Source organism: Streptomyces sp. GbtcB6 (assembly GCF_019091475.1).
GTDB classification, from domain to species: Bacteria; Actinomycetota; Actinomycetes; order Streptomycetales; family Streptomycetaceae; genus Streptomyces; species Streptomyces hyaluromycini.
Window position 1 is genome coordinate 1 of record NZ_JAGXJL010000049.1, and the last position, 23,041, is coordinate 23,041.

The 23,041-nt window shown below is 71.4% G+C and carries 17 protein-coding genes; 9 read left to right on the forward strand and 8 right to left on the reverse strand.

The genetic code is table 11. From position 1 onward, the window contains the following. The 8 genes from KVT45_RS44405 to KVT45_RS44440 all read right to left on the reverse strand — a co-directional run. The coding region (locus KVT45_RS44405; RefSeq protein WP_217555317.1) for a family 43 glycosylhydrolase at nucleotides 1-583 on the reverse strand (583 nt) is incomplete at its 3' end. Then, nucleotides 580-1,494, reverse strand: a complete 915-nt coding sequence (locus tag KVT45_RS44410) for an ATP-binding cassette domain-containing protein (protein ID WP_217555319.1) — start codon at nucleotides 1,492-1,494, stop codon at nucleotides 580-582. The genes KVT45_RS44410 and KVT45_RS44405, both read right to left, overlap by 4 nt. Next, nucleotides 1,491-3,320, reverse strand: coding sequence for a dipeptide/oligopeptide/nickel ABC transporter permease/ATP-binding protein (locus KVT45_RS44415; RefSeq protein ID WP_217555321.1), 1,830 nt, complete (start codon nucleotides 3,318-3,320; stop codon nucleotides 1,491-1,493). Before KVT45_RS44415 ends, KVT45_RS44410 begins: the two co-directional genes overlap by 4 nt. Continuing rightward, nucleotides 3,317-4,258 (reverse strand): ABC transporter permease, encoded by a 942-nt coding sequence (locus KVT45_RS44420; RefSeq protein WP_217555323.1) that lies wholly within the window; start codon nucleotides 4,256-4,258, stop codon nucleotides 3,317-3,319. The genes KVT45_RS44415 and KVT45_RS44420 overlap by 4 nt, the downstream gene beginning before the upstream one ends. An 89-nt stretch (nucleotides 4,259-4,347) precedes the next feature. Further along, entirely contained in the window at nucleotides 4,348-5,877 is a 1,530-nt protein-coding gene (locus tag KVT45_RS44425; RefSeq protein WP_217555324.1) for an ABC transporter substrate-binding protein, read from the reverse strand. Nucleotides 5,878-6,206: 329 nt separating this feature from the next. After that, nucleotides 6,207-7,202 carry a LacI family DNA-binding transcriptional regulator gene (locus KVT45_RS44430; RefSeq protein ID WP_217555325.1) on the reverse strand — a complete coding sequence of 332 codons (996 nt, stop codon included), beginning with the start codon at nucleotides 7,200-7,202 and terminating at the stop codon, nucleotides 6,207-6,209. Between the two features lie 210 nt (nucleotides 7,203-7,412). Beyond that, on the reverse strand, nucleotides 7,413-8,033 hold the full coding sequence (locus KVT45_RS44435) for a hypothetical protein (RefSeq protein ID WP_217555327.1): 621 nt from the start codon (nucleotides 8,031-8,033) through the stop codon (nucleotides 7,413-7,415). A 231-nt stretch (nucleotides 8,034-8,264) separates the two neighbouring features. Beyond that, the gene (locus KVT45_RS44440) at nucleotides 8,265-11,900 is read right to left on the reverse strand and encodes a discoidin domain-containing protein (protein WP_217555329.1); all 3,636 of its coding nucleotides are present in this window, start codon (nucleotides 11,898-11,900) and stop codon (nucleotides 8,265-8,267) included. Between the two features lie 269 nt (nucleotides 11,901-12,169). Here KVT45_RS44440 and KVT45_RS44445 point away from each other — a divergent pair, with 269 nt between their 5' ends. From KVT45_RS44445 to KVT45_RS44485, 9 genes are read left to right on the forward strand one after another with little or no spacing between them, the layout of a single operon-like run. Then, complete coding sequence (locus KVT45_RS44445) at nucleotides 12,170-14,290, forward strand: glycoside hydrolase family 27 protein (RefSeq protein ID WP_217555331.1); 2,121 nt, start codon at nucleotides 12,170-12,172, stop codon at nucleotides 14,288-14,290. 14 nt (nucleotides 14,291-14,304) lie between these two features. After that, nucleotides 14,305-15,594 carry an ABC transporter substrate-binding protein gene (locus KVT45_RS44450; RefSeq protein ID WP_217555333.1) on the forward strand — a complete coding sequence of 430 codons (1,290 nt, stop codon included), beginning with the start codon at nucleotides 14,305-14,307 and terminating at the stop codon, nucleotides 15,592-15,594. 1 nt (nucleotide 15,595) lies between these two features. Then, complete coding sequence (locus KVT45_RS44455; protein WP_217555335.1) at nucleotides 15,596-16,531, forward strand: carbohydrate ABC transporter permease; 936 nt, start codon at nucleotides 15,596-15,598, stop codon at nucleotides 16,529-16,531. Beyond that, complete coding sequence (locus KVT45_RS44460) at nucleotides 16,531-17,391, forward strand: carbohydrate ABC transporter permease (RefSeq protein WP_217555337.1); 861 nt, start codon at nucleotides 16,531-16,533, stop codon at nucleotides 17,389-17,391. Before KVT45_RS44455 ends, KVT45_RS44460 begins: the two co-directional genes overlap by 1 nt. Beyond that, on the forward strand, nucleotides 17,388-19,460 hold the full coding sequence (locus KVT45_RS44465) for an alpha-galactosidase (RefSeq protein ID WP_217555339.1): 2,073 nt from the start codon (nucleotides 17,388-17,390) through the stop codon (nucleotides 19,458-19,460). Before KVT45_RS44460 ends, KVT45_RS44465 begins: the two co-directional genes overlap by 4 nt. A 40-nt stretch (nucleotides 19,461-19,500) precedes the next feature. Beyond that, entirely contained in the window at nucleotides 19,501-20,274 is a 774-nt protein-coding gene (locus tag KVT45_RS44470) for an SDR family NAD(P)-dependent oxidoreductase (protein ID WP_217555341.1), read from the forward strand. Between the two features lie 28 nt (nucleotides 20,275-20,302). Continuing rightward, entirely contained in the window at nucleotides 20,303-21,058 is a 756-nt protein-coding gene (locus tag KVT45_RS44475) for a FadR/GntR family transcriptional regulator (RefSeq protein WP_217555343.1), read from the forward strand. Continuing rightward, a complete protein-coding gene (dgoD, locus tag KVT45_RS44480) occupies nucleotides 21,055-22,200 on the forward strand; it encodes a galactonate dehydratase (RefSeq protein WP_217555345.1) in 1,146 nt (381 codons plus the stop codon). Before KVT45_RS44475 ends, dgoD begins: the two co-directional genes overlap by 4 nt. Next, nucleotides 22,197-23,024, forward strand: coding sequence for a hypothetical protein (locus KVT45_RS44485; RefSeq protein WP_217555347.1), 828 nt, complete (start codon nucleotides 22,197-22,199; stop codon nucleotides 23,022-23,024). The genes dgoD and KVT45_RS44485 overlap by 4 nt, the downstream gene beginning before the upstream one ends. Nucleotides 23,025-23,041: the final 17 nt, after the last annotated feature.

Consider the following 23,041-nt stretch of genomic DNA (forward strand, 5'->3'; position numbering starts at 1 on the left):
GGAGGTACCAGGTGCCGTCGATCTCGTACAGGTGCGGCGCCTCGGGGAACATCAGTCCGGTACCGGACCACAGCGACCGGGGTTCTTCCAGGGCCTGGCCGGTCTCCAGGTCCATACGGACCTGCTGGATGCCCAGATGCTCGCCGGCCCGGTCTCCGTCGAGCTGGAGACCCGAGTACGTGACGAAGCAGGTGCCGTCGGAGTCCCAGGCGAGGTCCGGGTCGATACCGGGCACCCCCTGCATGACGACGCCGTCGGACCAGGGCCCCTCGGCCCGGTCGGCGGTGAAGATCAGACTGCCGCGCCCCATCGCGTCGGTGACGACCAGCCAGAAGCGGCCGTCGTGGAATCGGATGGTCGGCGCCCAGGCACCGCCGAGCGTGGGGACCTTCTCCACCGCGAGCTGCCCCGGGCGGGTCACCACGTTGCCGATCTGCTCCCAGTGCACCAGGTCGCGGCTGTGGAACAGCGGCAGGCCGGGGAGGTACTCGAAGCTCGAACAGGCGAGGTAGTAGTCGTCGCCGACGCGGGTGATGCTGGGATCCGGGTGGAAGCCGGGGACGGTGGGGTTGGGCAGGGTCATGCTCGGTCTCCCGACGTGGAGGCGATAACGGAAGTGTTCGAGGAGGCGTCGGCCGCCATGGCCGCCGCCAGACGTCGCCGCTCGGCCCGGCGCTCCGCCTGCCGCCCGGGGTCCGGCACGGGCGCGGCGAGCAACAGCCGCTGTGTGTAGGGGTGTTCGGGAGCGGTGGTGACGGTCGCCGCGTCCCCGGTCTCGACGATCTCCCCGCCGCACATGACCGCCACCCGGTGGCTGATGTGCCGGACCACCGACAGGTCGTGCGTGACGAAGAGGTAGGCGACGCCGGTGCGCTCCTGGATCTCGACGAACAGGTCCAGGACGCGGGCCTGCGTCGACAGGTCCAGTGCGCTGACCGGCTCGTCGCAGACGATGACCCGCGGGTCCCGGGACAACGCCCGTGCGATGGCGATGCGTTGGCGCTGGCCGCCGGAGAACTCCCGCGGCAGCCGCTCCCCGGCGTCGGCGGGCAGCCGGACCTGGTCGAGCAGGTCCTTCACCCGCTTCTCGGCCTCCGTCCGGGAGGTTCCCGCGACTCTCAGCGGCTCGCTGAGGATGTCGGTCACCGTCATCGCCGGATTGAGCGAGGTGTACGGGTCCTGGAACACCACCTGGATGTCGTCGCTGAGCGCCCGGCGCTCCTTTCGGCCCAGGCCCGAGATGACCTTGCCGCGGTAGCGGACGGTGCCGGCGGTGACCGGAGCCAGTCCGAGGACGGCCCGGCCCAGGGTGGTCTTGCCCGAGCCCGACTCGCCGACCAGCCCGAGGGTCTCGCCCGCGCCGATGGCGATCGACACCCCCTTCAGCACCCGGAGCGGCGGCTTCCGCCAGCCTTTCGACGGGTACTCCACGACCACGTCGTCGGCGACCAGCAGAGGTTCAGCCGAGAGCTCCTTGTCCAGTGTCCCGGTCATGCCGGCCCCTCCTGACGTGCGGTGTTCGTGCTCGCGGCCACACTCGCCGGCACGGTGCGGCCGAGCGCGGACCGCGGCTCGGCGTCCTCCAACGTGGACGACAGGAGCATGCGGGTGTACGGGTGCCGCGGATCGGCGAACAACTGCCGTACGGGGGCGGACTCCACCACGGCGCCGGTCTGCATCACCGTCACGCGGTCGCAGATGTCGGCCACCACACCGAAGTCGTGGGTCACCAGGATCACGCCCATGTTCCGCTCGCGCTGCAGGGACCGGATCAGGTCGAGCACCTCGGCCTGCACGGTCACGTCGAGCGCCGTGGTCGGCTCGTCGGCGATCAGCAGGTCCGGTTCGCAGGACACCGCGCCGGCGATGAGGACGCGCTGCGCCATACCGCCGGAGATCTGGTGCGGATAGGAGTCGAAGACCCGTTCCGGGTCCGCGATGCCGACCCGTTCCAGCAGGCCGAGGGTCTTCGCCCTCGCCTCGGCCGCCGACAGCCCGAGGTGCCGGCGCACCGGTTCGACCAGCTGGGAGCCGATACGGAAGGAGGGGTCGAGGTTGGACATCGGCTCCTGCGGCACGTAGGCGATCCGACGGCCGCGGTACCGGTTCATCCCGGCGCGGCCGAGCCCTCCCAACTCCGCGCCGTCGAACACCAGTCGGCCGCTGGAGACCTGGGCCTCCCGGGGCAGGAGGCCGAGGACGGCGAAGGCGGTCTGGCTCTTGCCCGAGCCCGATTCCCCCACGAGTCCGAGGACTTCGCCCCGGCGCACCGTCAGGGAGACACCGTCGACGACGGTCTTCTCTCCCTCGGCCGTCGGATAGGAGACCTTCAGGTCTTCGAGGACAAGCAGGGCGTCGTCCGCCTCTGACGTTTCGGCGGTGACGGACGGCGCCTTCTTCTCCGCGACCTGCTTGCGGGCGGCGGCGCCGCGTGGCCTCCGCGCCTTCACCGCACTCCCGTCCAGCGCGTCCCGCAGGGCGTTGCCCAGCAGTCCGAACGCGGCGACGGTCACCGCGAGCGCCACTCCGGGCCAGACCATCAGGACCGGCTTGGTGTAGATGTTGGCGAAGGCGTCGTTGAGCATGGAGCCCCAGCTCGCCTGGGTCGCCGAGCCCAGGCCGAGGAACTCGAGCCCGGACTGGATGACGATGCCGAGGCCGAGCATCTGGGCGGCCTGGATGATGGTCGGCGCCTGCACGACGGGCAGGATGTGCCGGCGGATGATCCGGGGGTCGGCCAGACCGGAGACCCGCGCCGCGTCGACGTACAGCTCTTCGCGTACGGAGATCACCGAGGCGCGGATCAGCCGGAACACACCCGGCGACATCAGCACGCCGAAGACCGCCATGGCGATGTACGTGTTCTGCCCCACCGCCGACATCACGACCAGCAGCACGATGATCGCCGGTACGGCCATCAGCAGGTTCGCCAGCCAACTGCTCACGGCGTCGAACCACTTGCGGTAGTACCCGGCCACCAGACCTGCGGGAACCCCGATCACCAGGGCGACGGCCACCGCGAGCAGGGCTCCCAGGAGGCTCGTACGAGTGCCGTAGAGCAGTCGGGCCAGGACGTCACGGCCGACGCCGTCACCGCCCAGGGGGTGCTTGCCGCTCATCGGGGCCAGGCTGTCGGTCAGCGAGGTGTGGGCCGGGTCCTGGCCGGTCAGCAGCGGGGCGAACAGGCCGGCCAGCGAGATGAGCGCGAGGAGGACCAGACAGGTCACGGCCACCGGGCTGCGCAGGAGTCGGCGCAGGAGTCCCGCCCGGCCGGGTACGGCGGCCGTGTGTGCCGTCGCTTCGGGCTGAGGAAGCGTCATCCGACACGCACCTTCGGGTTGAGCCATCCGTACGCGAGGTCCATCAGGATGTTCACCACCACGACGAGGGCGACCATCACCACCACGACGCCCATGACGACCGGGGTGTCGCCCTGGGATCCGGCGGTTGTCGCCTGGCTGCCGATCCCGTTGAGGCCGAAGACCTTCTCGACGACCACCGCGCCGCCGACCAGCCCGATGAACTGCAGGGCCAGCACGGTCAGCGCGGCCGGGGCCGCATTGCGCAGCGCATGGCGGAACAGCAGGCTCCGCTCGCTGATGCCACGGCTGCGGAGGGTCCGTATGTAGTCCGCGCGCAGGACGTCGACCATGGAGCCACGCACCTGCTGGGCGGTGGCGGCGATCGCTCCGACGGAGAGCGACAACGCCGGGAGGGTGATCGACTTCAGCCAGCCGCCCGCCGAGTCCGCCAACGGAACGTAACCGGTCGCCGGCAGCCAGCCCAGGTCGACGCCTATCACCACGGCGAACACCAGGGCGACCAGGAAGCTGGGCACGGCGAACCCGAGGACCGCGAGCAACTGCACCAACTGGTCCAGTGCGCCACGGCGGACCGCGGCGGCCACTCCCAGCACCGTGCTCAGCACCGCCGACAGCAGCAGCGCCGCCAGCACGATCGACAGCGTGACCGGCAGTTTGTTGGCGAGTGAGCCCGTCACGGACTCACCGCTGAACCACGAGCTGCCGAGGTTGCCGTGCACCGCGTCCGCGAACCAGTGCCCGTAGCGGACCACGAAGGGCTGGTCGAGTCCGAGTTCGGCGGACTTGGCGGCCACCTGCTGCCGGGTCGCGGTCTGCCCCACGATCTGGCGCACCGGATCGGAACCGGTGAGGCCCATCAGCGCGAAGGTCGTGGTCGCGATCACCAGGACCAGGACCAGCCCGGCGGCGATGCGCCGGACCAAGAAAACAATCATCAGTCTCTCCACCTTGCCTTTCCCTGACCGGTGTTGATCGGCGGCCGGGTGGGGGCGGGGTCACCACCCCCGCCCGGCCCTCGCCCGGGTCAGCCGGCGGGCTTGAAGTTGTAGATCGGGGGAACGGCGGCGAACGTCTGCGGGGTGAAGGTGACGCCCTTGGTCGTCGCGTAGGTGGCCTCCACGGAGTCCCAGGGCGCGTTCCACGCCTGGTCGACGAGGTAGGTGTTGAGCTCCTTGAACAGCGCGTCCTGGGCGGCGCCGGTGGCCGACCGGGCCTTGGTGATCAGGCCGGTGACCTTGGCGTCCTCGGTGTGCAGCGGGTTCCACAGCGCGCTCTTGCCCACCTCGATCTGGATGGTGTCCCAGGGGCGGAAGGAGGCCAGGGTCATGTAGGACAGGGGGTACTTGCCCGCGAGGAGGGCGCTGATGAACTGGGCGACCGGGATCTTGTCGACCTTGACCTTGATCCCGATGTCCTCCAACTGCTGGACCATGGCGGCCTGCTGGTCCGGGAAGACCGCCGAGACATCCGGGACGGTGACCGAGAAGCCGTGCGGATAGCCCGCCTCGGCCAGCAGTTGCTTGGCCTTCGCCGGGTCGTAGGAGTACTTGGAGTTCAGCGAGTCGTCGAAGGCGGAGCCCGCCGGGTTGAAGATCTGGGTCGTCGCCTTGCCCAGCCCCTGCTTCGCCGTCCTGACGATCGTGGAACGGTCGAAGGCGTAGTTCAGGGCCTGGCGGACCCGGACGTCGCCGAGCGCCTTGACGATCTTTCCTTCGCGGTCCCAGATGTAGACACCCTCGACGTCACCGGAGGTGTACTTGGTGACGTCGAGCCCGCTGCTCTTGGCCGGCGCGATGTTCTTCGCACTGGCCAGCAGCGCGCCGTTGACCTGTCCCGAGCGCAGCGCGTTGAGCACGGCGGTCGGGTCGGTCAGCGGCTTGAGGACGATCTTGTCGAAGGGGAAGGCGGCCTTGTTCCAGTAGCCCGGGTTGCGCACGAAGGTGTACGTGCTGCCCGCCGTGGTGGCGGACTTGTCCAGGGTGTACGGGCCGGAACCCACCGGGGTGGTCTTGATCGTCCCCGCGGTGATGGCCTTGGGGCTGGCCATCATGCCGGCCACGTTGCCGAGGTTCGGCACCAGCGAGGGGTCGGGGGCGGAGAGCTTGATCGCGACCGTGGTGGCGTTGACGACGTCGACGCCGCTGATGCTGGCGAGCTGGCCGGCCGCCTCGCTGCTGCCCCCCTTGGTGTGCAGCAGATTGGCCTTGACCGCCGCGGCGTCCAGGGCGGTGCCGTCGGTGAACTTGACGCCGCTGCGCAGGGTCAGCGTGAGTACCGTGCGGGCCGCGTCGTACGACCACTTGGTGGCCAGATTGGGCTTGACCTCGGCCGTCGGGGACAGCCGGAACAGCGAGTCGTATACGGGCTGGTAGTACTGCGCGTTGTTGCCGAGCCCGGCGTCGGCCAGGTCCCACGGCTGCGCCGCGACCAGGGGGGCCAGGGTGAGGGTGCCGCCGGTGGCCGCCTTGCCCGAACCGGAACCTGAGCCCGAGCCGCACGCGGCCGCGGACAACATCAGGGCCGCGGACACGGCCGTCAGCGCGATTCTTCGCATGGGTACTCCGCTGGTGAGTTGATGACCGGGCGGCGTCGGGCATCGAGCCGCCCGCAAGGGCCTCGGAGGTAGTGGGAAACCAGGTCCTGACGCGGCTTCGACCGCTCTTGGCAGTCAGCCGTCCTGGCCGAAGGGGGTGTGTTCGCCACCGTTTTCGGTGGGTGAGAACCAGCCACTGATACGTACAAGTGAAACGTATGCGTAACGTAAGCCCAGCCCTTGGCGGGCCACAAGACCCGTGCGTCACTCTTTTCCGGAAAGCCGGAATTCGGGGGAGAGCGGCGTCATGGCGCGCCCGAAGAAGGCCCCGCGACCGGGGCCGGCGGGCGTCAGGCCGACTCGCGGACGACCAGGCTCAGCGGAGTCGCCTGGGGCGGCGTCGGCAGCGATCGGCCGGTCACGCCACTGACGATCATCCGGGCCGCGCGGCCCACGACGACGTCGAGGTTGTTGTCGATCGTCGTCAGCGGAGGCATCGCGAAGGGCGCCAGCTTGTCGTTGTCGACACCGATCACGGCCAGGTCGCCGGGGGCGGAGAGGCCCACCCTGCGCATGCCCGCGAGGAGGGCGAAAGCCGTCTCGTCGTTGTAGGCGCACACTCCCGTGACGGCGGGGACGGCCGAGTGCCAGCGCTCCGCTGCCGCGGCTGCGGCCGAGATGTCGAGGGGCACCTCAAGCACCACGGGGGGTTCGAGGCCGCGTTCGGCGCAGGCGGCACGGGCGCCGTCGAGCCGCAGGGTCAGGAACCCCTGGAGCCTGGGATCCCCGGGGGCGGCATAGCCGATGAGCGTGTGTCCCGTCGCCGCCAGCCGCTCGACCTGCATGGTGCCGATGAGGCGCTGGGGAATGGTCAGGACACCCGGGTCGACCGTCGGGCCCATCCCGGCGCTGACCACGTGGATTCCGGCCGCCCTCATGCTGGCCACGTCCTCGGCGGAGACGTCGAAGGTCGTCATCACGGCCGCCGGCATGAGTTCCCGCCACAGCGATTCGAGCGGGGCGTGCCGTTCGCGCCGGGTGACGAGGTTCAGGCCGTGGCGCTCCAGCTCGTCGCCGAGCAGCTCGACCAGGGTTGTCAGCGTGCCGCCGACGGGAACGTCCGGAAGGAACATCAGCACCAGATCGCTGCGGCCCAGGCGGAGCGCGCGTGCGGCGGCCGACGGCTTGTAGCCCAGCTTCGCCACCGCATCCAGCACTTTGCGCCGGGTCTGCTCGGAGATCTTCTGGTGCGGCACGTCATTCAGCACATAGCTGACCGTGGTCTGTGAGACCCCTGCCTCCTTGGCGACGTCGGTCGCCGTCACGCGGCCGGTCCTGCGCGCCATGGGAGCCTCCTGGGAACATCTTGGACAAGCCGATACAGCGCGCTCGACTCGACGATGAGCGTCACTGAATCGTAACAGTGAGGATGTGGCGGTGTCCGAGAACCCGGACACGTCCCGCCGCCTTGAGATCTCGGCGACGCCCGGGGCCGGGCAACCTCGCACCGAAAGTTCCGCGACCGAGCGACTGCTTCCGGGCTACGCCTGTCCGGGCTACGCCTGGATGAGGACGGTGAGCCATTCGGCTTCCCAGGGCCGGTACCCGTACCGATCCCACAGTCCCGACACGATCGCCGGGACGTGACCGGCTCCGTAGACGACGGCCACCCGGATCGGCTCCTCGCCGCGCTCCGCGTGGATCTCGCCGAGCGCGTCGAGCAACCGCTGGTCGCGCCGACCGGTCATCGCCTGCTCCACGGGATTGTCGGCCATCATCTCCGCCCGCAGTGTCGACGGCAGATCCTCGACCGCCAGGTCTTCATCGAAGAAGACGCTCGGACCGCGCAGCGCGAACACCAGGCCCATCACCGGGGCCGCGACCATGAGCAGCACGTACATCCACCGCGGCAGTGTCTTGAGGTCCTCGATCGCCTCGGCCGCGGTCACGTCCGGGTTGATGACCGGCACGTCCTTGGGAAGCAGGAGCTCGTCGCGCTGTTCCTGCAGGCCGTTGCGCCGTCGGCGGGGGGCGAACCGGTAGGCAAGCGTGAGGGCGCTCACTCCGGCCGACTTCCCCCGGATTCCCTCGAGGACGATGAGGTCGCATTCCCTGAGCCGGAGGCGGACCTGGGAGTAGAACGTCGGTGAGGCCACATGCAGCATCGGGAAGATCACGAACTCGAGTGGCGCCCCCGTCCGCCTCATGGTGATCACAGCAGATCGGACGGAATATCCGGTCACCTCGATGATCTGCATGATTCCCCCGCGAACCTCGCCCGGTTGCCCCTCCGTCTGTACCAGGACACGAGCCTGCCCGGAGCCGCGGTTCCCTCCCGGCGTTCCGGCACCGGATCCTGCCCGCGGCGGCCTGCGCGCCGGCGGGAGGTTTCCGGCACACCCCCTTGCTCATGGTGTGGTGGTGCGGGGGACGTTGTAGCCCTCGACCCGCAGGCTCGGGCGGGTGACCGGCAGGCCGGCCGGCCAGGTCGCGGTGATGGTCCGTGACTCTCCGGGGAGCAGCCACAGGTAGTTGTCGCTGTAGAGCGTCGGCAGAACGCGGTTGCCGGAGCGGGCGTCGAGGAGCGAGACCCGGAGCATGGCCGCGACGGCCGGGCCCCGGTTGGTCACCCGGGTGGTCGTCGTGCGGCGTTCGGTGCGGGTGGGGCCGACGGAGATCCGGGTCCGCTCCATCCGGCTGAGGGCCCGCATGGCCTCGGGGGAGCGATAGCGCCAGTACGTGTTCTCCGAGAGCAGCGTGCCCCGCGCGTCCGTGAGGCGCAGCCGCAGCAGGTGGAGGTCCGGCAGGCCGTCCTCGACGGGTGCGGTGAACGCGGTGGTGGCGGCGGACGGCGCGATGTCGACGGTCGCGCGCCGTTCGGGGGCGACCTGGCGGCCGGTGAGGTCGTACCGGCGGGCGGTCACGGTCGCGCCGCCGACCGGCCGCGGGGTGTGGTTCACGGCGATCACCCGGCCGTCGACGGGATCGGCCTGCACATGGACCGGCTCGGCTGCCTTCCGGGCACCGTAGTAGGCGCCGTTGACGTCGAAGTCGTAGTCGTAGGTCTGCCAGACCGTGCTGTACCAGGCCGGGTGCGACATCCACAGCATCAGCCCGCTCGCGTCGTCCCAGAGCCGGGCGTTCCAGGCCTCGAACATGGCGCGGATGTTCTCGTAGTTGACGAACTGCGCCTTGCGGCAGAAGTCGTCCAGGTCCGTCGCCGCGCCGAGGCGGGACTCGATGGCGGCCCGGTAGTTCTGCGGAGCCTGGTTCCCCTTGGTGCTCCAGTCGTGGAGGTACCAGGCACCGCCGACGGGCCACTCGGGCTCGTCGCCGACGAGGCGGCGCATCGTCTCGGCGGTCGGGACGACCGGCATGCCGATCTCCGTGTGGAAGCCGAAGCTCCCGCCGCCGTAGGTCGAGGGGGACGAGTAGCGCTCGGGCTCGATCCAGCCGTACGGGCCGCCGCCCGAGACGATCCCGGTCGCGGAGTTGTTCTGGTAGAGGACTCCGGGCGCCTCCTCGCGGACCGCGGCGCGCATGCCGTCGTCCACCGGGCCGGGCGGGTTGCCCTCGTTGGCGCCGCACCACACGACCACGCAGGGGTGGATCCGGTAGCGCCGGACGGTGTCCCGGGCGAGGTCGAGGAAGGCCTGGTGGTCCGGCGGGTCCATGGCCCAGGCGTTGGGGAAGTCGTTCCACACGAGCAGCCCGTGCTCGTCGCAACTGGCGTAGAACTCCTCACGGTTGCTGCTGCCCACCCAGTTGCGGATCATCGTGAAGTTCATGTCGCGGTGCATCCGCACGGCCGTGTCCATGCGCCCGGCCGGCATCCGCCGCAGCAGTTCGTCCCAGCCCCAGTTGCCGCCGCGGCAGAACACCCGGACGCCGTTGACGCTGATCTTCAGCGGCACGGTGGAGTTGTCGACGGACCGCACGTCGGTCCAGTCGGAGCCGTCGTCGGAGACCTGGACGGTGTACGTGCGTGCGTACGCCGTCTCCCAGGTGATGACGACCCGGTCGAACGGCACCGCGCTCCCCAGGTCGACCTGGATCCACTGGCCGTCCTCGAAGGCGGACGACCAGCGGGTGCCCGGGTCGCCGTCGGTGGCGTTGCCCGGCCCGTGCCCGGGATCGTCGACGGAGGACGCGGTGGCAGCCCGGTGCAGGGCCAGATCGGTGTCCGGCGCCGAGCTGTCCAGCACCGCCAGGCTCCACATCGACGCGCCCCAGCCCGTGGCGCGCGTACCGCACAGGACGCGTACGTACCGTGCCGTCCGCCGGGTGAGGTCCACGGTCTGCGGGACCGCGTTGCCGCCCGGCGGGAAGGTGAGCGGGACCTCGTACTCGTAGCCGAACTGGCGTATCCCGAAGCGGGTCGTGCGCCGGTCGCTCTCCTCGCCCCCGACGGAGGCGGTGAGGGTCAGGCGGTGCAGGGTCGGCTCGCCGTAGCCGTTGGGCCACCACAACCCGGGGTTCTGGAGGCGTAGTCGGGGATGGCCGGCAGGGGTGAGGACGACGTCGGTGGTCTCGCCCGCGGGCACGGTGACCGTCTGCGACACCCATACGTCCCCGAAGGCGGCGGTGACGGTGACGCGGGCGGATCCGGTGCCGGCGTTGCGCACCGGGGCCACGACGGTCAGTTCGGCCGTACCCGTGTCGGGCAGGTCGGGCAGCCTGGTGTCCACCCGGGGGTCGCCGAGGACCACCGGGCCGGTCGAGCGCAGCCGGACGTGGTTCCAGATGCCGGCCGCCCGGTCCCGGACCGCCGGCATCCAGTCCCAGCCCGAAGCGGCCAGGTACGTCGGCGAGTTGCGGTTCATCATGTTCGCGCCCGCGTCCACGAAGGCCAGCCCGGCCGGGCCCTTGTCGGCGGGGCTGCCCGGGAAGGGCATCGGGGTGATCTTGACGGCGAGGGCCTGCGCCGGGCCGTCGGCGAGCAGTTTCGTCACGTCGAAGGCGGCACGGGCGAAGGGGAAGGTCAGGTCACCGGCCCGGCTGCCGTTGAGCCAGACCTCGGCCCGGTGGTTGATCCCGTCGAACTCCAGCCAGACCCGGCGTCCGGCGCCGGTGCGCAGGCCCTTGGGGAGGCGGAACTCGCGCCGGTACCACCAGGAGTGCCGCGAAAGCGCCTCCGGGACCCGGAGGTTGTGCAGGCCGGACACCGGGTCGGGCAGCTTCCCCTGGTCCACCAGCGAGGTCAGTACGGTGCCGGGCACCGTGGCCGGCAGCCAACGGCTCGTGTCCACCGAGGGCCTGGACAGCGCGGGTCCGTCGCCGTCGGCCCAGTCGTCCAGGGTCAGGTCCCAGCCGGACTCCAGCGGGACGGTGCCGTCCGCCGCGACGTGCAGGGGTTCGGGGGAGCGGGGATGTGTGCCCCAGTCCGTCCAGCCGGTGGCGCCGGGGCGCGGGGCGTCGCACGTGCCGTACACCTGAAAGCCGTTGAGGCCCAGCGGGTTGGTGTTGGAGCGCTTGTGCACCGTCATGCGCACCCAGCGGGCGTCCACCGGCTCGGACAGGGTGATCTCCATGACCCCGCCCGTGCCGGAGTCGGTGCGGTGCACCGCGGTCCAGGTCCCGCCCTCGCGCGAGGTCTCGATGACGAAGCCGACCGCGCAGCTCGACAGGATCTCCTGTCCCGTCGTGTCGTTGCGCGGGCTGCCGTTCGGCGAGTCGGTGAACGGCGGGTCGTCCACGGTCGCCTCGAAGACGAGCCGCAGCGACTCGACCCGGCACCGGGCCTGGAGGTCGACGCAGATCCACTGCGGGTCGCCGGCGGCGGCCCGCCATCCGGAGCCCCGGACGCCGACCGTGCCGAGACCGTCCACGGCGAACTCCGCGGGCGTGGCCGCGTAGTCCGTGGAGGACACCGAGACCGGCCGGTAGGCGGCGAGTTCGCCGCCGGAGGAGCTTCGTGGCGGCTGTCCGGATCCGGCCGTGGCGGTGGTGGCGAACGGGCCCATGCCGAGCCCGAATCCGGCCAGCAGGGTGGTGCCGGCGGAGAGGACGGCACGGCGGGACGGCGGAGTTGACTGATCCGACATGGACGAGGGCTCCGATCAGGGGAGTTCGAGCCGGGCACCAGGGTGATGACAACGTTGCCATCGCTTCTGACAACGTTGCCGAACACTGCCGTCGCGAGGTGGACCTGTCAAGACTCTGTGCACGCCTCCGCTCTGCTTCTATTAAATTAGTAATTATTCTTGACACGGTTTCGGCCGCGGGCCACAGTCTTCGCCGTGACGTCGTTGGCCTGCTCCGGCAGAGCGGCCCGCGTCCCGTTCTCCTGCTTCCCGACCCTTGGGAGACGTACGTGACCTCGCACCCGCCCGCACCGGGACCCCGGCACCACCGCTTCACCCGGCCCGCCCTCGCGGCCGCCGTCGCGGTGGTCCTGGCCGCCACCGTGACCCCCGACGCCGTCGCGCAGACGGCCGTCGACCAAGGCGCACCCGCCGGCTACGACAGCGGCCTCGCACCGACGCCCTACATGGGCTGGAACACCTACTACGGGCTCGGCGCGCCCACCGAGAAGGAGGTGCGCGCCGTCGCCGACAAGCTGGTCAGCAGCGGTCTGCGGGACGCCGGCTACGACATCGTGTGGCTGGACGGCGGCTGGCAGGCCGACAACCCCCGGGACGCCCAGGGCCGGTTGACGGCCAACCCGGACCGCTTCCCCTCCGGTATCCCGGCCCTCGTCTCCTACCTGCACAAGCGCGGACTCAGGGCCGGCATCTACACCGATGGCGGTACCTACGACGGCGGCAAGAGCTGCGGTCTGGGCAGCCGTGGGTACTACGACCAGGACGCACGGCAGTTCGCGAGCTGGAAGATCGACGCGATCAAGGTCGACTTCCTCTGCGGGATCGGCGCGAAGCTCGATCCGGGGCCCGCCTACAAGGAGTTCAGCGACGCGGTCGCCAAGTCCGGCCGGAAGATGCTGCTGAACCTCTGCAACCCGCTCACCGACGACTGGGGCCTGCCGCACACCCCCGAGCAGGACGCCCACAACACCTACGTCTACGCCCCGGCGATCGCCGACTCCTGGCGCACCGGCACCGACATCGCCTGGGGCACCCCGAGCCCCGGCGAGTGGCCCAACATCCTGCGCAACATGGACGCCAACGCCTGGCACCCCGAGGCGCAGGGCCCCGGCCACTACAACGACCCCGACTACCTCATCCCCATGCGGAAGATGACCGACGGGACGTACGAGCTCACGCAGGAGGAGTCCACCACCCAGTTCGTGATGTGGGCCGAGATGGGCTCACCGCTGATGCTGGGGTCCGACCCGCGCACCCTGTCCGACTCGATGCTCGGGACCCTCCGCAACCCGGAGATCATCGCCGTCGACCAGGACCCCCTCGCCGTCCAGGGCGTACGGATCGCGACCGATTCCGTCGGTGACGTGTACAGCAAGGTGCTTCGGGGGGACGGACAGCGCGCGGTCGTCCTGCTCAACCGCTCCGACCAGCCGGCCCTGCGCACCGTGCAGTTCGCCGACACCGGCCTCGGCGGCCCGGTGCGCGTCCGTGACCTGCGGGCGCGTGCCGACCGGGGCACCCACACCGGGTCGTACACCGTCGAGGTCCCCGCGCACGGCACCGCGTTCCTCAAGCTCACCGGTGCCGACGCCCTGCCGGGGACGGACCTGGGCGTGACGGCCACGGCGAGCCCGGCCGTCGTCGGCGACGGTTCCACCTTCTTCCGGGGGCCGCACGGCTCGCTCGTGGAGAAGACCGACGGGAAGACGCAGGACCTCGGCGGTCCCGCGCAGGGGAAGATCCTGGGCCAGCCCGCCGCGTACGCCTCCGCCGGCGGCCGGATCGACGTCTTCGTACGCGGCGCCGACTCGCGGGCCTACCGGCGGGTCTACGCCGACGGCCGCTGGGGCCGATGGCAGGCCCTGGGCGGCGAGCTGACCGACGCGCCGTCCGTCGCCTTCACCGATCCCGCCCACTGGACGCTGTTCGCACGCGGCGCCGACGGCACGGTCGTGCAGCGCGGTCCGGCGTCCGGCTGGTCCTCCCTCGGCGCGCCCGCCGGACGTCAGGTCTCCGGCCGCCCGTCCGCCGTCGTCGACGCGCAGGGGCGCGTCCATGTCGCCGTACGCACCGCCGCGGACGACGTGTGGACCCTGACCCGGGACACCTCGGGGACGTGGTCCGACTGGACCGCCCTCGGCGGGACCGTCAGCGGCAGCCCGACGCTGGTCGCCGCCGGAGACGCGGTGCTGCTGTACGTGCGGGCCGCCGACTACACGCTCTGGCAGCAGCGGTACGCCGACGGCGCCTGGCAGGGCTGGAGCAAGCGGCAGGAGTTCCCGAGCGCCGCGTTCGACGGATCGCTCGGCGCGGTCGCCGGCCCGGACGGAGCCGTGGACGCGGTGTTCCGCGGAGTCGACGGCCACGTGTACCGGACCCAATTCAAGTGAACGAGGAATCCAACATGGCCAACCCCCAGACCAGCAGACGGCGGTTCCTCGCCGGACTCGGTGCCGCCGGGACCGCGGCACTGCTCAGCGGCTGTGTCACCGACACCTCCTCCGGCAAGGGCTCCTCGAAGGGCGCGGTGACCCTCCAGTCCAACCTGTCCGCCCCGCAGGCCAAGACCGCGATGGAGGACCTGGTCGCGGCGTACGGCAAGAAGGGGTCCGGCAAGGCCAGTCTCAACACGATCGCCGCCGAGACCTTCCGCACCCAGCTGCCGACCTACCTCACCTCGGCCAACCCGCCGGACGTGTACACCTGGTACCCCGGCTCGGTCGCGGACGCCTACGCCAAGAAGAACCTGCTGCTCGACCTCGACGAGGTGTGGAGCTCCTCGCCCGACCTCAAGCGGTACACCAAGGCGCTGAACTCGCTCTGCACCGCCAGCTCCGGCAAGAAGGTCTTCGTGCCCAACACCTACTACTGGTGGGGCATGTTCTACCGGAAGTCCAACTTCGCCAAGTGGGGCGTGAGCGAGCCCACGAGCTGGGACGGCTTCCTCGACCTGTGCGACAAGCTCAAGAGCAAGGGCGTCGCCCCGATCGGGCTCGGCGCGGGCGGCAACACCCCCTGGGTGGCGGCGGCCTGGTTCGACTACCTGGACATCCGGATCAACGGCGCCCAGTACCACCGTGAACTCCTCGCCGGGAAGCACCGGTTCGACGACCCCGAGGTGCGCAAGGTCTTCGACCGCTGGCAGGAGGTGCTGCCGTACTTCGACCCGAACGGCACCGCCCTCGCCTTCCAGGACGCCACGACCGCCCTGCTGGGCGGCAAGACCGGCATGATGCTCATCGGCACCTTCTTCGCCGACTCGGCACCCAAGAGCGCCCTGGACGACATCGACTTCTTCCGCTTCCCCGTCATCGACTCCAAGGTGCCGCTCGCCGAAGAGGCGCCGGTCGACGGCTACTTCGCCAGCGCCCGCACCGGCCGCCGCGACCAGGTCATCGACCTGATGAAGTACCTCGCCACCGCCGAGGCCCAGGAGATCTACATCAAGGGCTCCTCCGGCACCGTCCTGCCCTGCAACCCGGACGCCAAGGACGCCGGCACGGCGCTGGTGAAGAAGGGCCGTGCGCACGTCGCCGAGGCCGCCGAGATCACCCAGTTCTTCAACCGGGACTCCAGCGACGCCCTCCAGCCCACCGCGGACACCGCGCTGACCAAGTTCCTGGCCAGGCCGAAGCAGATCGGCAGCATCCTGACCGACTGGCAGCGCGATGCCCAGAAGATCTGGAACGCCTGACGTGGCTGTGCTCACCGCCCCCGACCGGAAGTCCCCGGCCCGCCTGCCCGTCAGCGGCAGGCGGCCCCGGGGCCCCCGGCGCACTCCGCCGCTGGTCCTCGCCTTCGTCCTGGTCCCGCTGCTCGCCGAGGCCGTGTGGGTGTTCTGGCCGGCCCTGCAGGGCTTCTACCTCGCCCTGACCAAGTGGGACGGCGTCTCCCCGCCGCAGTTCATCGGCCTGGACAACTTCCGGGAGATGGCCCACGACGACGTCTTCCGCAGCGCGCTCGGCCACACCGTGCTGTGGCTGGTCCTCTTCGGCGGCCTGTCCGCCGTCCTGGGGCTCGCCGCCGCGCTGCTGCTCCAGCAGGAACGGCGCGGGGTCGGCTTCTACCGGGCCGCGCTGTTCCTGCCGGTCGTCTTCTCGCTGGTCGCCACCGCCCTGGTCTGGCAGGCGGTCTACCAGCCCGACGGCGTCCTCAACCGGGTGCTGGACGGGGTGGGCCTCGGCAGCCTCCAGCACGCCTGGCTCGCCGACCAGGACACCGCCCTGTACGCGGTGATCGTGCCCGCCCTGTGGCGGCAGATCGGCTACGTCATGGTCCTGTACCTGGCCGGCCTCAAAGGCATCGACCCGGCGCTCTACGAGGCCGCCAAGGTCGACGGCGCGAGCGCCTGGCAGCGGCTCCGGCACGTCACCCTGCCCCAGCTGCGCAGTGTCAACGCGGTCGTCCTGTCGGTCATCGTCATCGACTCGCTGCGCTCCTTCGACGTCGTCTGGTCGCTCACCCGCGGCGGCCCCTACCACTCGTCCGAGCTGCTGAGCACCTACATGTACTCGACCGCCTTCCAGTCCCTGCGACTCGGCTACGGCTCCGCCCTGGCCGTCGTCATCTTCGTCCTCGCCTTCGGGGTCATCGCCTCCTACCTCGTGCGCGCCTTCCGGGAGGCCGACTGATGTCCGCCGACACCGCGGCCAACTCCACCGCACTGCGTCGCAGGCGGGCCGCCACCGCCGGATTCCACCTGGGCGCGGGCGCGTTGGCCGTGCTCTGGCTGCTGCCCATCGCCCTGGTCCTGGTGACCAGCCTGCGCTCCTTCGACGACATCGCCGCCCACGGCCTGGGCAGCTGGCCGCACTCCTTCACCCTGTCCAACTTCGGCCAGGCCTGGACCGGCGGCGGCCAGCAGCGCGCCCTGATCAACAGCCTCCTCGTCACCGTCCCCTGCGTCCTGGTGACGCTGGCCCTCGCCGCGATGGCCGCGTTCGCCCTCAGCCGCTACGAACTCCCCTTCCGCCGCTCCCTGTTGCTGCTCATGCTCGGCGGCAACCTGCTCCCGCCGCAGATCCTGCTCATCCCGGTGTCCAAGCTCAGCGAAGTGATGGGCGTCTACGACACCCTGCCCGCGCTGATCGGTGTGCAGATCGGCTTCGGCGTCGGCTTCTACGTCTTCGTCCTGCACGGCTTCATGCGGTCGATCCCGGTGGAGATCCAGCAGGCGGCGGTCGTCGACGGCGCCGGACCCTGGCAGATCTTCTGGCGGATCATCCTCCCGCTGACCCGCCCCGCCCTGGCCGCCCTCAGCGCGCTCTCCTTCACCTGGATCTTCAACGACCTGCTCTGGGCGATCACCGTCCTGCGCAGCGACACCAAGATGCCGATCACCGCCGCCCTCATCGGACTCCAGGGCCAGTACGTGTCGGAGTGGAACGTGATCGCCGCCGGGTCGGTCATCGCCGCCGCACCCACGGTCGCCGTGTTCCTGCGCTTCCAGCGGCACTTCGTGGCCGGCCTCAACCTGGGAGCAGTCAAGTGACGTACCGGCGCTGGACCTTGCGGACAGCCAACACCAGCTACACCGTCCGGCTGTCGCCGGACGGACCCTGGGCCGAGCTCGACGCCTGGGGCCCGCTCGGCGTCGAGGACGGGCCGTCCGCCCTGGACTGGTCCCACCGCACCCACTTCATCACGCCCGCCGACGCGGCCCCGGCCGAGTATCTGCCGTACGGACTACGGCCGTTCACCGGATCCGAACTGGTGGTACGAGGTCCGGGCGAGGACCGCGGCGTGTGGTGGGAGTTCGACGGCGCACAGGAGTCGGACGGGGGCCTGCGGCTCGCCTTCACGGACGAGGTGATCGGCCTGCGGACGGTCCTCTGCTACGAGACCGTCCCCGGCACCGACGTGATCCTCCGCTGGACCGAGTTCACCGCCACGGCCGAACTCCGCCTGGAACGCCTCGACTCGGCGGCCGTGAACATCCCGGTCACCGGTGCGGCCCGGCTGACGTACCTCGCCGGGCAGTGGTCGCAGGAGTTCCAGCGCACTCAAGTCGACCTCCCCCGGGGCACATTCACCATCGGCAGCCTGCAGAGCGTGCCCGGCCACGCCTACGCGCCCTGGCTCGCCGTTCAAGACGCGGAGGACGTGCAGTCCGCGTACGGTGTCGCCCTCGAATGGCCGGGCAACTGGCACATCACGGCGGAGGCCGAGCCGGGCGGGACCGTCCGGGTCCGGGCCGGCCGGGTTCCGCACGAGGGCGCCGTACACCTGGCCCCCGGGGAGACCCTCGCGACTCCCCGGCTCGCCTGTGCCTTCAGCCCGGACGGACTCGACGGCCTGTCCCGGGTCTGGCACCGCTACGAGCGCCACCTCTCCGGCGACCGGCTGCACCGCCCCCGCAAGGTGCTCTACAACTCCTGGGAGGCCACCGGCTTCGACGTCGAGGCGGCCGGGCAGCTGGAGCTGGCCAAGGTCGCCGCGGACATCGGGGCCGAGCTGTTCGTCGTGGACGACGGCTGGTTCACCGGCCGCGCCGACGACACCGGGGGACTGGGCGACTGGTACCCGGACCCGGAGGCGTTTCCGCAGGGCTTCGACCGGTTCGTGGCGGACGTCCGCGCCCTCGGCCTGGACTTCGGCCTGTGGGTGGAGCCGGAGGCGGTCAGCCCCGGCAGCCGGCTGTACGCCGAACACCCCGAGTGGGTCTACCGCATCGACGGCCGCCCGGCCCGTCTGGTCCGCAACCAGCTGCTCCTCGACCTGGGCCGGACCGACGTCCAGGACTTCGTCATCGGCACCCTCGACCGGCTGCTCGGCGCCCACGGCATCGGCTATCTGAAGTGGGACATGAACCGCCCGCCCACCGAACGCGGCCGCCCCGGCGCCGGCCCCGCCGACCTGGTCGACCTGGACGCCGAGCACGTCGCCGGATACCTGCGGGTCCTCGACCACCTGCGCGCCGCCCACCCCGACGTCACCGTCGAGGGCTGCGCCGGCGGCGGCGGACGGATCGAGCACGCCACCCTCGCCCGCACCGACGTCGTCTGGCCCAGCGACAACACCGCGCCGCTGGACCGGCTGCGCATCCAGCACGGCTTCCTGCACGCCCACGCGCCGCACGTCATGAGCTCCTGGGTCACCGACGCCCCCGGCATCTTCGACCCGCGCCCGCGCAGCCTCGCCTTCCGCTTCGTCAACGCCATGTGCGGCGTCCTCGGGATCGGCGCCGACCTGCGCGCCTGGACCCCGGAACAGCGGGCCGAGGCCGCCCGGTGGATCGCCCGGTACAAGGAGGTGCGGGACGTCGTCCACCACGGGGAGGCCCGGCTGCTCGGCACACCGGACGACCCCACCTGCGGCGTGCAGTACGACGCCGGTGACCGTACCGTCGTCGCCGCGCTCTCCACCGGCCGCCTCGACGGGGCACCGCTGCTGCCCGGCCGCCCCGCGCGGCTCCGGCTGCGGGGCCTGGACCCGGCGGCGCGCTACCGGGACACGGCGACGGGAACGTCGTACGGCGGAGCCCATCTGCTCCACCACGGCCTGCCGTTCGCGTGGAGTGCCGAGCACGACGCCGACCTGGTGGTGCTGAGACGCCTGTAGGACGCATATGTTGCCAGCAGCTCACCCTCTAAGGAGCCCGATGGACCAGTCCGTGCCACGGTACGGTGCCCGCTTCACCGGCCGTACCGCCGTGGTGACCGGCGCCGCCTCCGGCATCGGAGCCGCCACCGCCGCACGCCTCGCAGGGGAGGGCGCCGCCGTCGTCCTCGCCGACATCGCGGACGAACGCGGCCAGGCCGTGGTGGACGGGATCGAGAAGGACGGCGGCCGGGCCCGGTACGTGCACGCGGACGTCGCCGCCGAGGACGACTGGACGCGGATCGTGACCGCCGCCCATGCCTTCGGACCGGTCGACGTGCTCGTCAGCAACGCGTACACCGTCGAGGTCCTGCCGGCCCACGAGATGACCCTGCCGTCCTGGCAGCGGCAGCTCGCCGTCAACCTCACCGGCGGCTTCCTCGGCGTCAAGGCCGTCCTGCCCGACCTGCGCGCCCGCCGCGGCGCCGTGGTGCTCACCTCGTCGGTGCACGCCCACGCGGGCATCCCCGGCCACCCCGCCTACGCCGCGGCCAAGGGCGGCCTGCTGTCCCTGTGCGGACAGCTCGCCGTCGAGTACGGGCCCGAGGTGCGCGTCAACGCGGTACTCCCCGGGCCCATCCTGACCGGGGCCTGGAACAGGGTGCCGCCGGAGGAGCGGCAACGCAGCGTCGCCGGAACGGCCGCCCGCCGGTTCGGCACCCCCGAGGAGGTGGCCGCCGCGATCGCGTTCCTCTGCGCCGACGAGGCCTCCTACATCACCGGGTCCAGTCTCGTCGTGGACGGTGGCTGGAGCGTCGTGAAGGCCTCCGCATGATGCCCCTTGAACAGAAAGGCTGTACGACATGACGCCCTACGCCCGCCGCGGTGTGCACGGCCAGACCGTGGAGGCCCTGGCGCGCCGCATCCTGGGCGGCGAGATCCCGGAAGGGGCCACGCTCGACCTGGTGGCGCTGCAGAGCGAACTCGACGTCAGCCTCACCGCCCTGCGCGAGTCCCTCAAGGTGCTCGCCGCCAAGGGCATGGTCGACGCCCGCCAGAAACGCGGCACCTTCGTACGGGCTCGCGCGGACTGGAACCTGCTCGACGCCGACGTGCTGCGCTGGCAGTTCGAGGGCGGCGGTACGACCGGCGCGGAGTGGTCGCTGCTGCGCAACCTCGCCGAGGTCCGCGCCATCATCGAACCGGCCGCCGTCCGGCTCGCCGCCGAGCGCCGCACCGAGGCCGACCTGCTGCTGCTGGAGACGGCCGTGGAGGCGATGGGGAGGCAGGAGGCCGACCCCGGCCACGCCGTCGACGCCGACCTCGCCTTCCACCGCGCCCTGCTCGCCGCCACCCACAACGAACTGCTCGAACGCATGGAGATGGTGATCGAGTCGGGGCTGGCCCACCGGGACCGGATCGTGCACAGCGCCCCGCACAGCGAGGATCCCGTCCCCGCGCACCGCGCCGTCCTGGACGCCGTGCGCGACCGCGACCCACAGGCGGCCGAGACCGCCATGCGGGCCCTGCTCGACCAGGCGGGCCGCGACCTGGCACGGCTCGACGGCCCCGAGGACGGGACCGGGAGCAACGACACGAAAGGCAGCGGCGGCCAGTGAAGATCGACCGGATAGAGACCTTCCTCGTCCCGCCGCGCTGGCTGTTCTGCCGCGTCGAGACCGACGACGGAGTGGTCGGCTGGGGCGAACCCGTCGTCGAGGGGCGCGCCGAGGTCGTCCGTGCGGCCGTCGACGTCCTCGCCGAATACCTGGTGGGGCAGGATCCGCTGCGCATCCAGGACCACTGGCAGGTGCTCACCAAGGGCGGCTTCTACCGGGGCGGGCCGGTGCTGTCGAGCGCCGTCGCGGGCCTCGACCAGGCCCTGTGGGACATCGCCGGCAAGACCTACGGCGCGCCCGTGCACGCCCTGCTGGGCGGTCCGGTGCGCGATCGGGTACGGGTCTACGCCTGGGTCGGCGGCGACGAACCCGCCCAGCTGACCGAGCAGATAGCGGCCCAGGTCGAGGCGGGCTTCACCGCGGTGAAGATGAACGCCGCCGGGGCCACCTCGCCGCTGGCCACGGCGGCGGAGACGGCGGCCGTGGTCGCCCGGGTGAGCGCCGCCCGGGACGCCCTCGGCCCGGAGCGGGACGTCGCCGTCGACTTCCACGGCCGCTTCACCGCCGCGAGCGCCCGCCGCGTCCTCGCCGAACTCGCCCCGCTGCACCCGCTGTTCGTGGAGGAACCGGTCCTTCCCGAGCAGGGCCACCTGCTGCCCGGACTGGTCTCCGCGAGCCCGGTGCCGCTGGCCACCGGCGAACGCCTGTACTCGCGCGCCGAGTTCCTGCCCGTCCTGGCCGCCGGCATCGCGGTCGCCCAGCCGGACCTCTCGCACGCCGGCGGCATCTCCGAGGTGCACCGCATCGCCTCGCTCGCCGAGACCTACGGCGCCCAGCTCGCCCCGCACTGCCCGCTCGGCCCCATCTCCCTCGCGGCCGGCCTCCAAGTCGCCTTCGCCACCCCGAACTTCCTCATCCAGGAACAGAGCCGCGGCATCCACTACAACAAGGAAGCCGACCTCCTCTCCTACCTCGTCGACCCCGAACCCTTCCGCTTCGTGGACGGGCACGCGCACCGCGGTGACGCCCCCGGGCTCGGCATCACCCTCGACGAGTCGGCCGTACGCGCGGCCGACCGTACGGGGCACCGGTGGCGCAACCCGGTGTGGCGGCACGCCGACGGCTCCTTCGCGGAGTGGTGACCGTGCCGCTCGACGCCGTCACCGACCTCGCGCACGGCGGCCGCTGGACCTCGCTGCGCCGCGGCGGCCGTGAGTGGCTGTGGCGGCGCGAGAGCCCCGAACGCCACGGCGTGGCACCGGGCGACGCGTTCGTGGACGCGGGAGGACTGGAGGAGTGCGTCCCCACCGTCCGCGGCACCCCCGACCACGGGGACGCCTGGTCCCGGCCCTGGACGCGCGACGGTGACGGTGCCGGGGAGACCGTCCGCTGCGACCGCTTCACCCTGACGCGCACGCTGCGCGACACGGCCGACGGTGTCGAGGCCGACTACGTGCTGACGGCCGACCCCGGCTTCCGCTTCCTCTGGGCCGCCCACGCGCTCCTCGACCTCTCCGAGGAAGCCGTCCTGCGGGCCCGGGAGGGGGCGCCCACCCGGCTGTTCCCGGAGGCGGCGCCCCTGCTGGACGGTCCCTGGCCGGACGGCGCACCCTGGGTGACGGGCACCTGGCCCGCACCCCTGGGGCTGCGGCTCGACCGCTTCGGACCGGACGACGGTACGGCGGTCGGGGCCGTGGTGGACGGCAACCGGTGCTGTGTGCACGACGGCACGGACCGGCTAGCCCTGGCCGTCGAGGCGGAGGGACAGCCGCTCTCCGTCGCCCTGTGGCGCAACCTCGGCGGCTTCCCCGCCGACCGGCCCTATCGCAGTACGGGCGTCGAGCCGATGCTCGGCCGCGTCTTCGACCTCGCCGACGCGGGCCCGGACGACGCCGCCCGCGTCCCCGCCTCGGGCGAGGTCCGCTGGCGGCTCACCATCGGCACCGACTGCCACTGCCCCCGCTGACCATGGAAGGAGCCCCG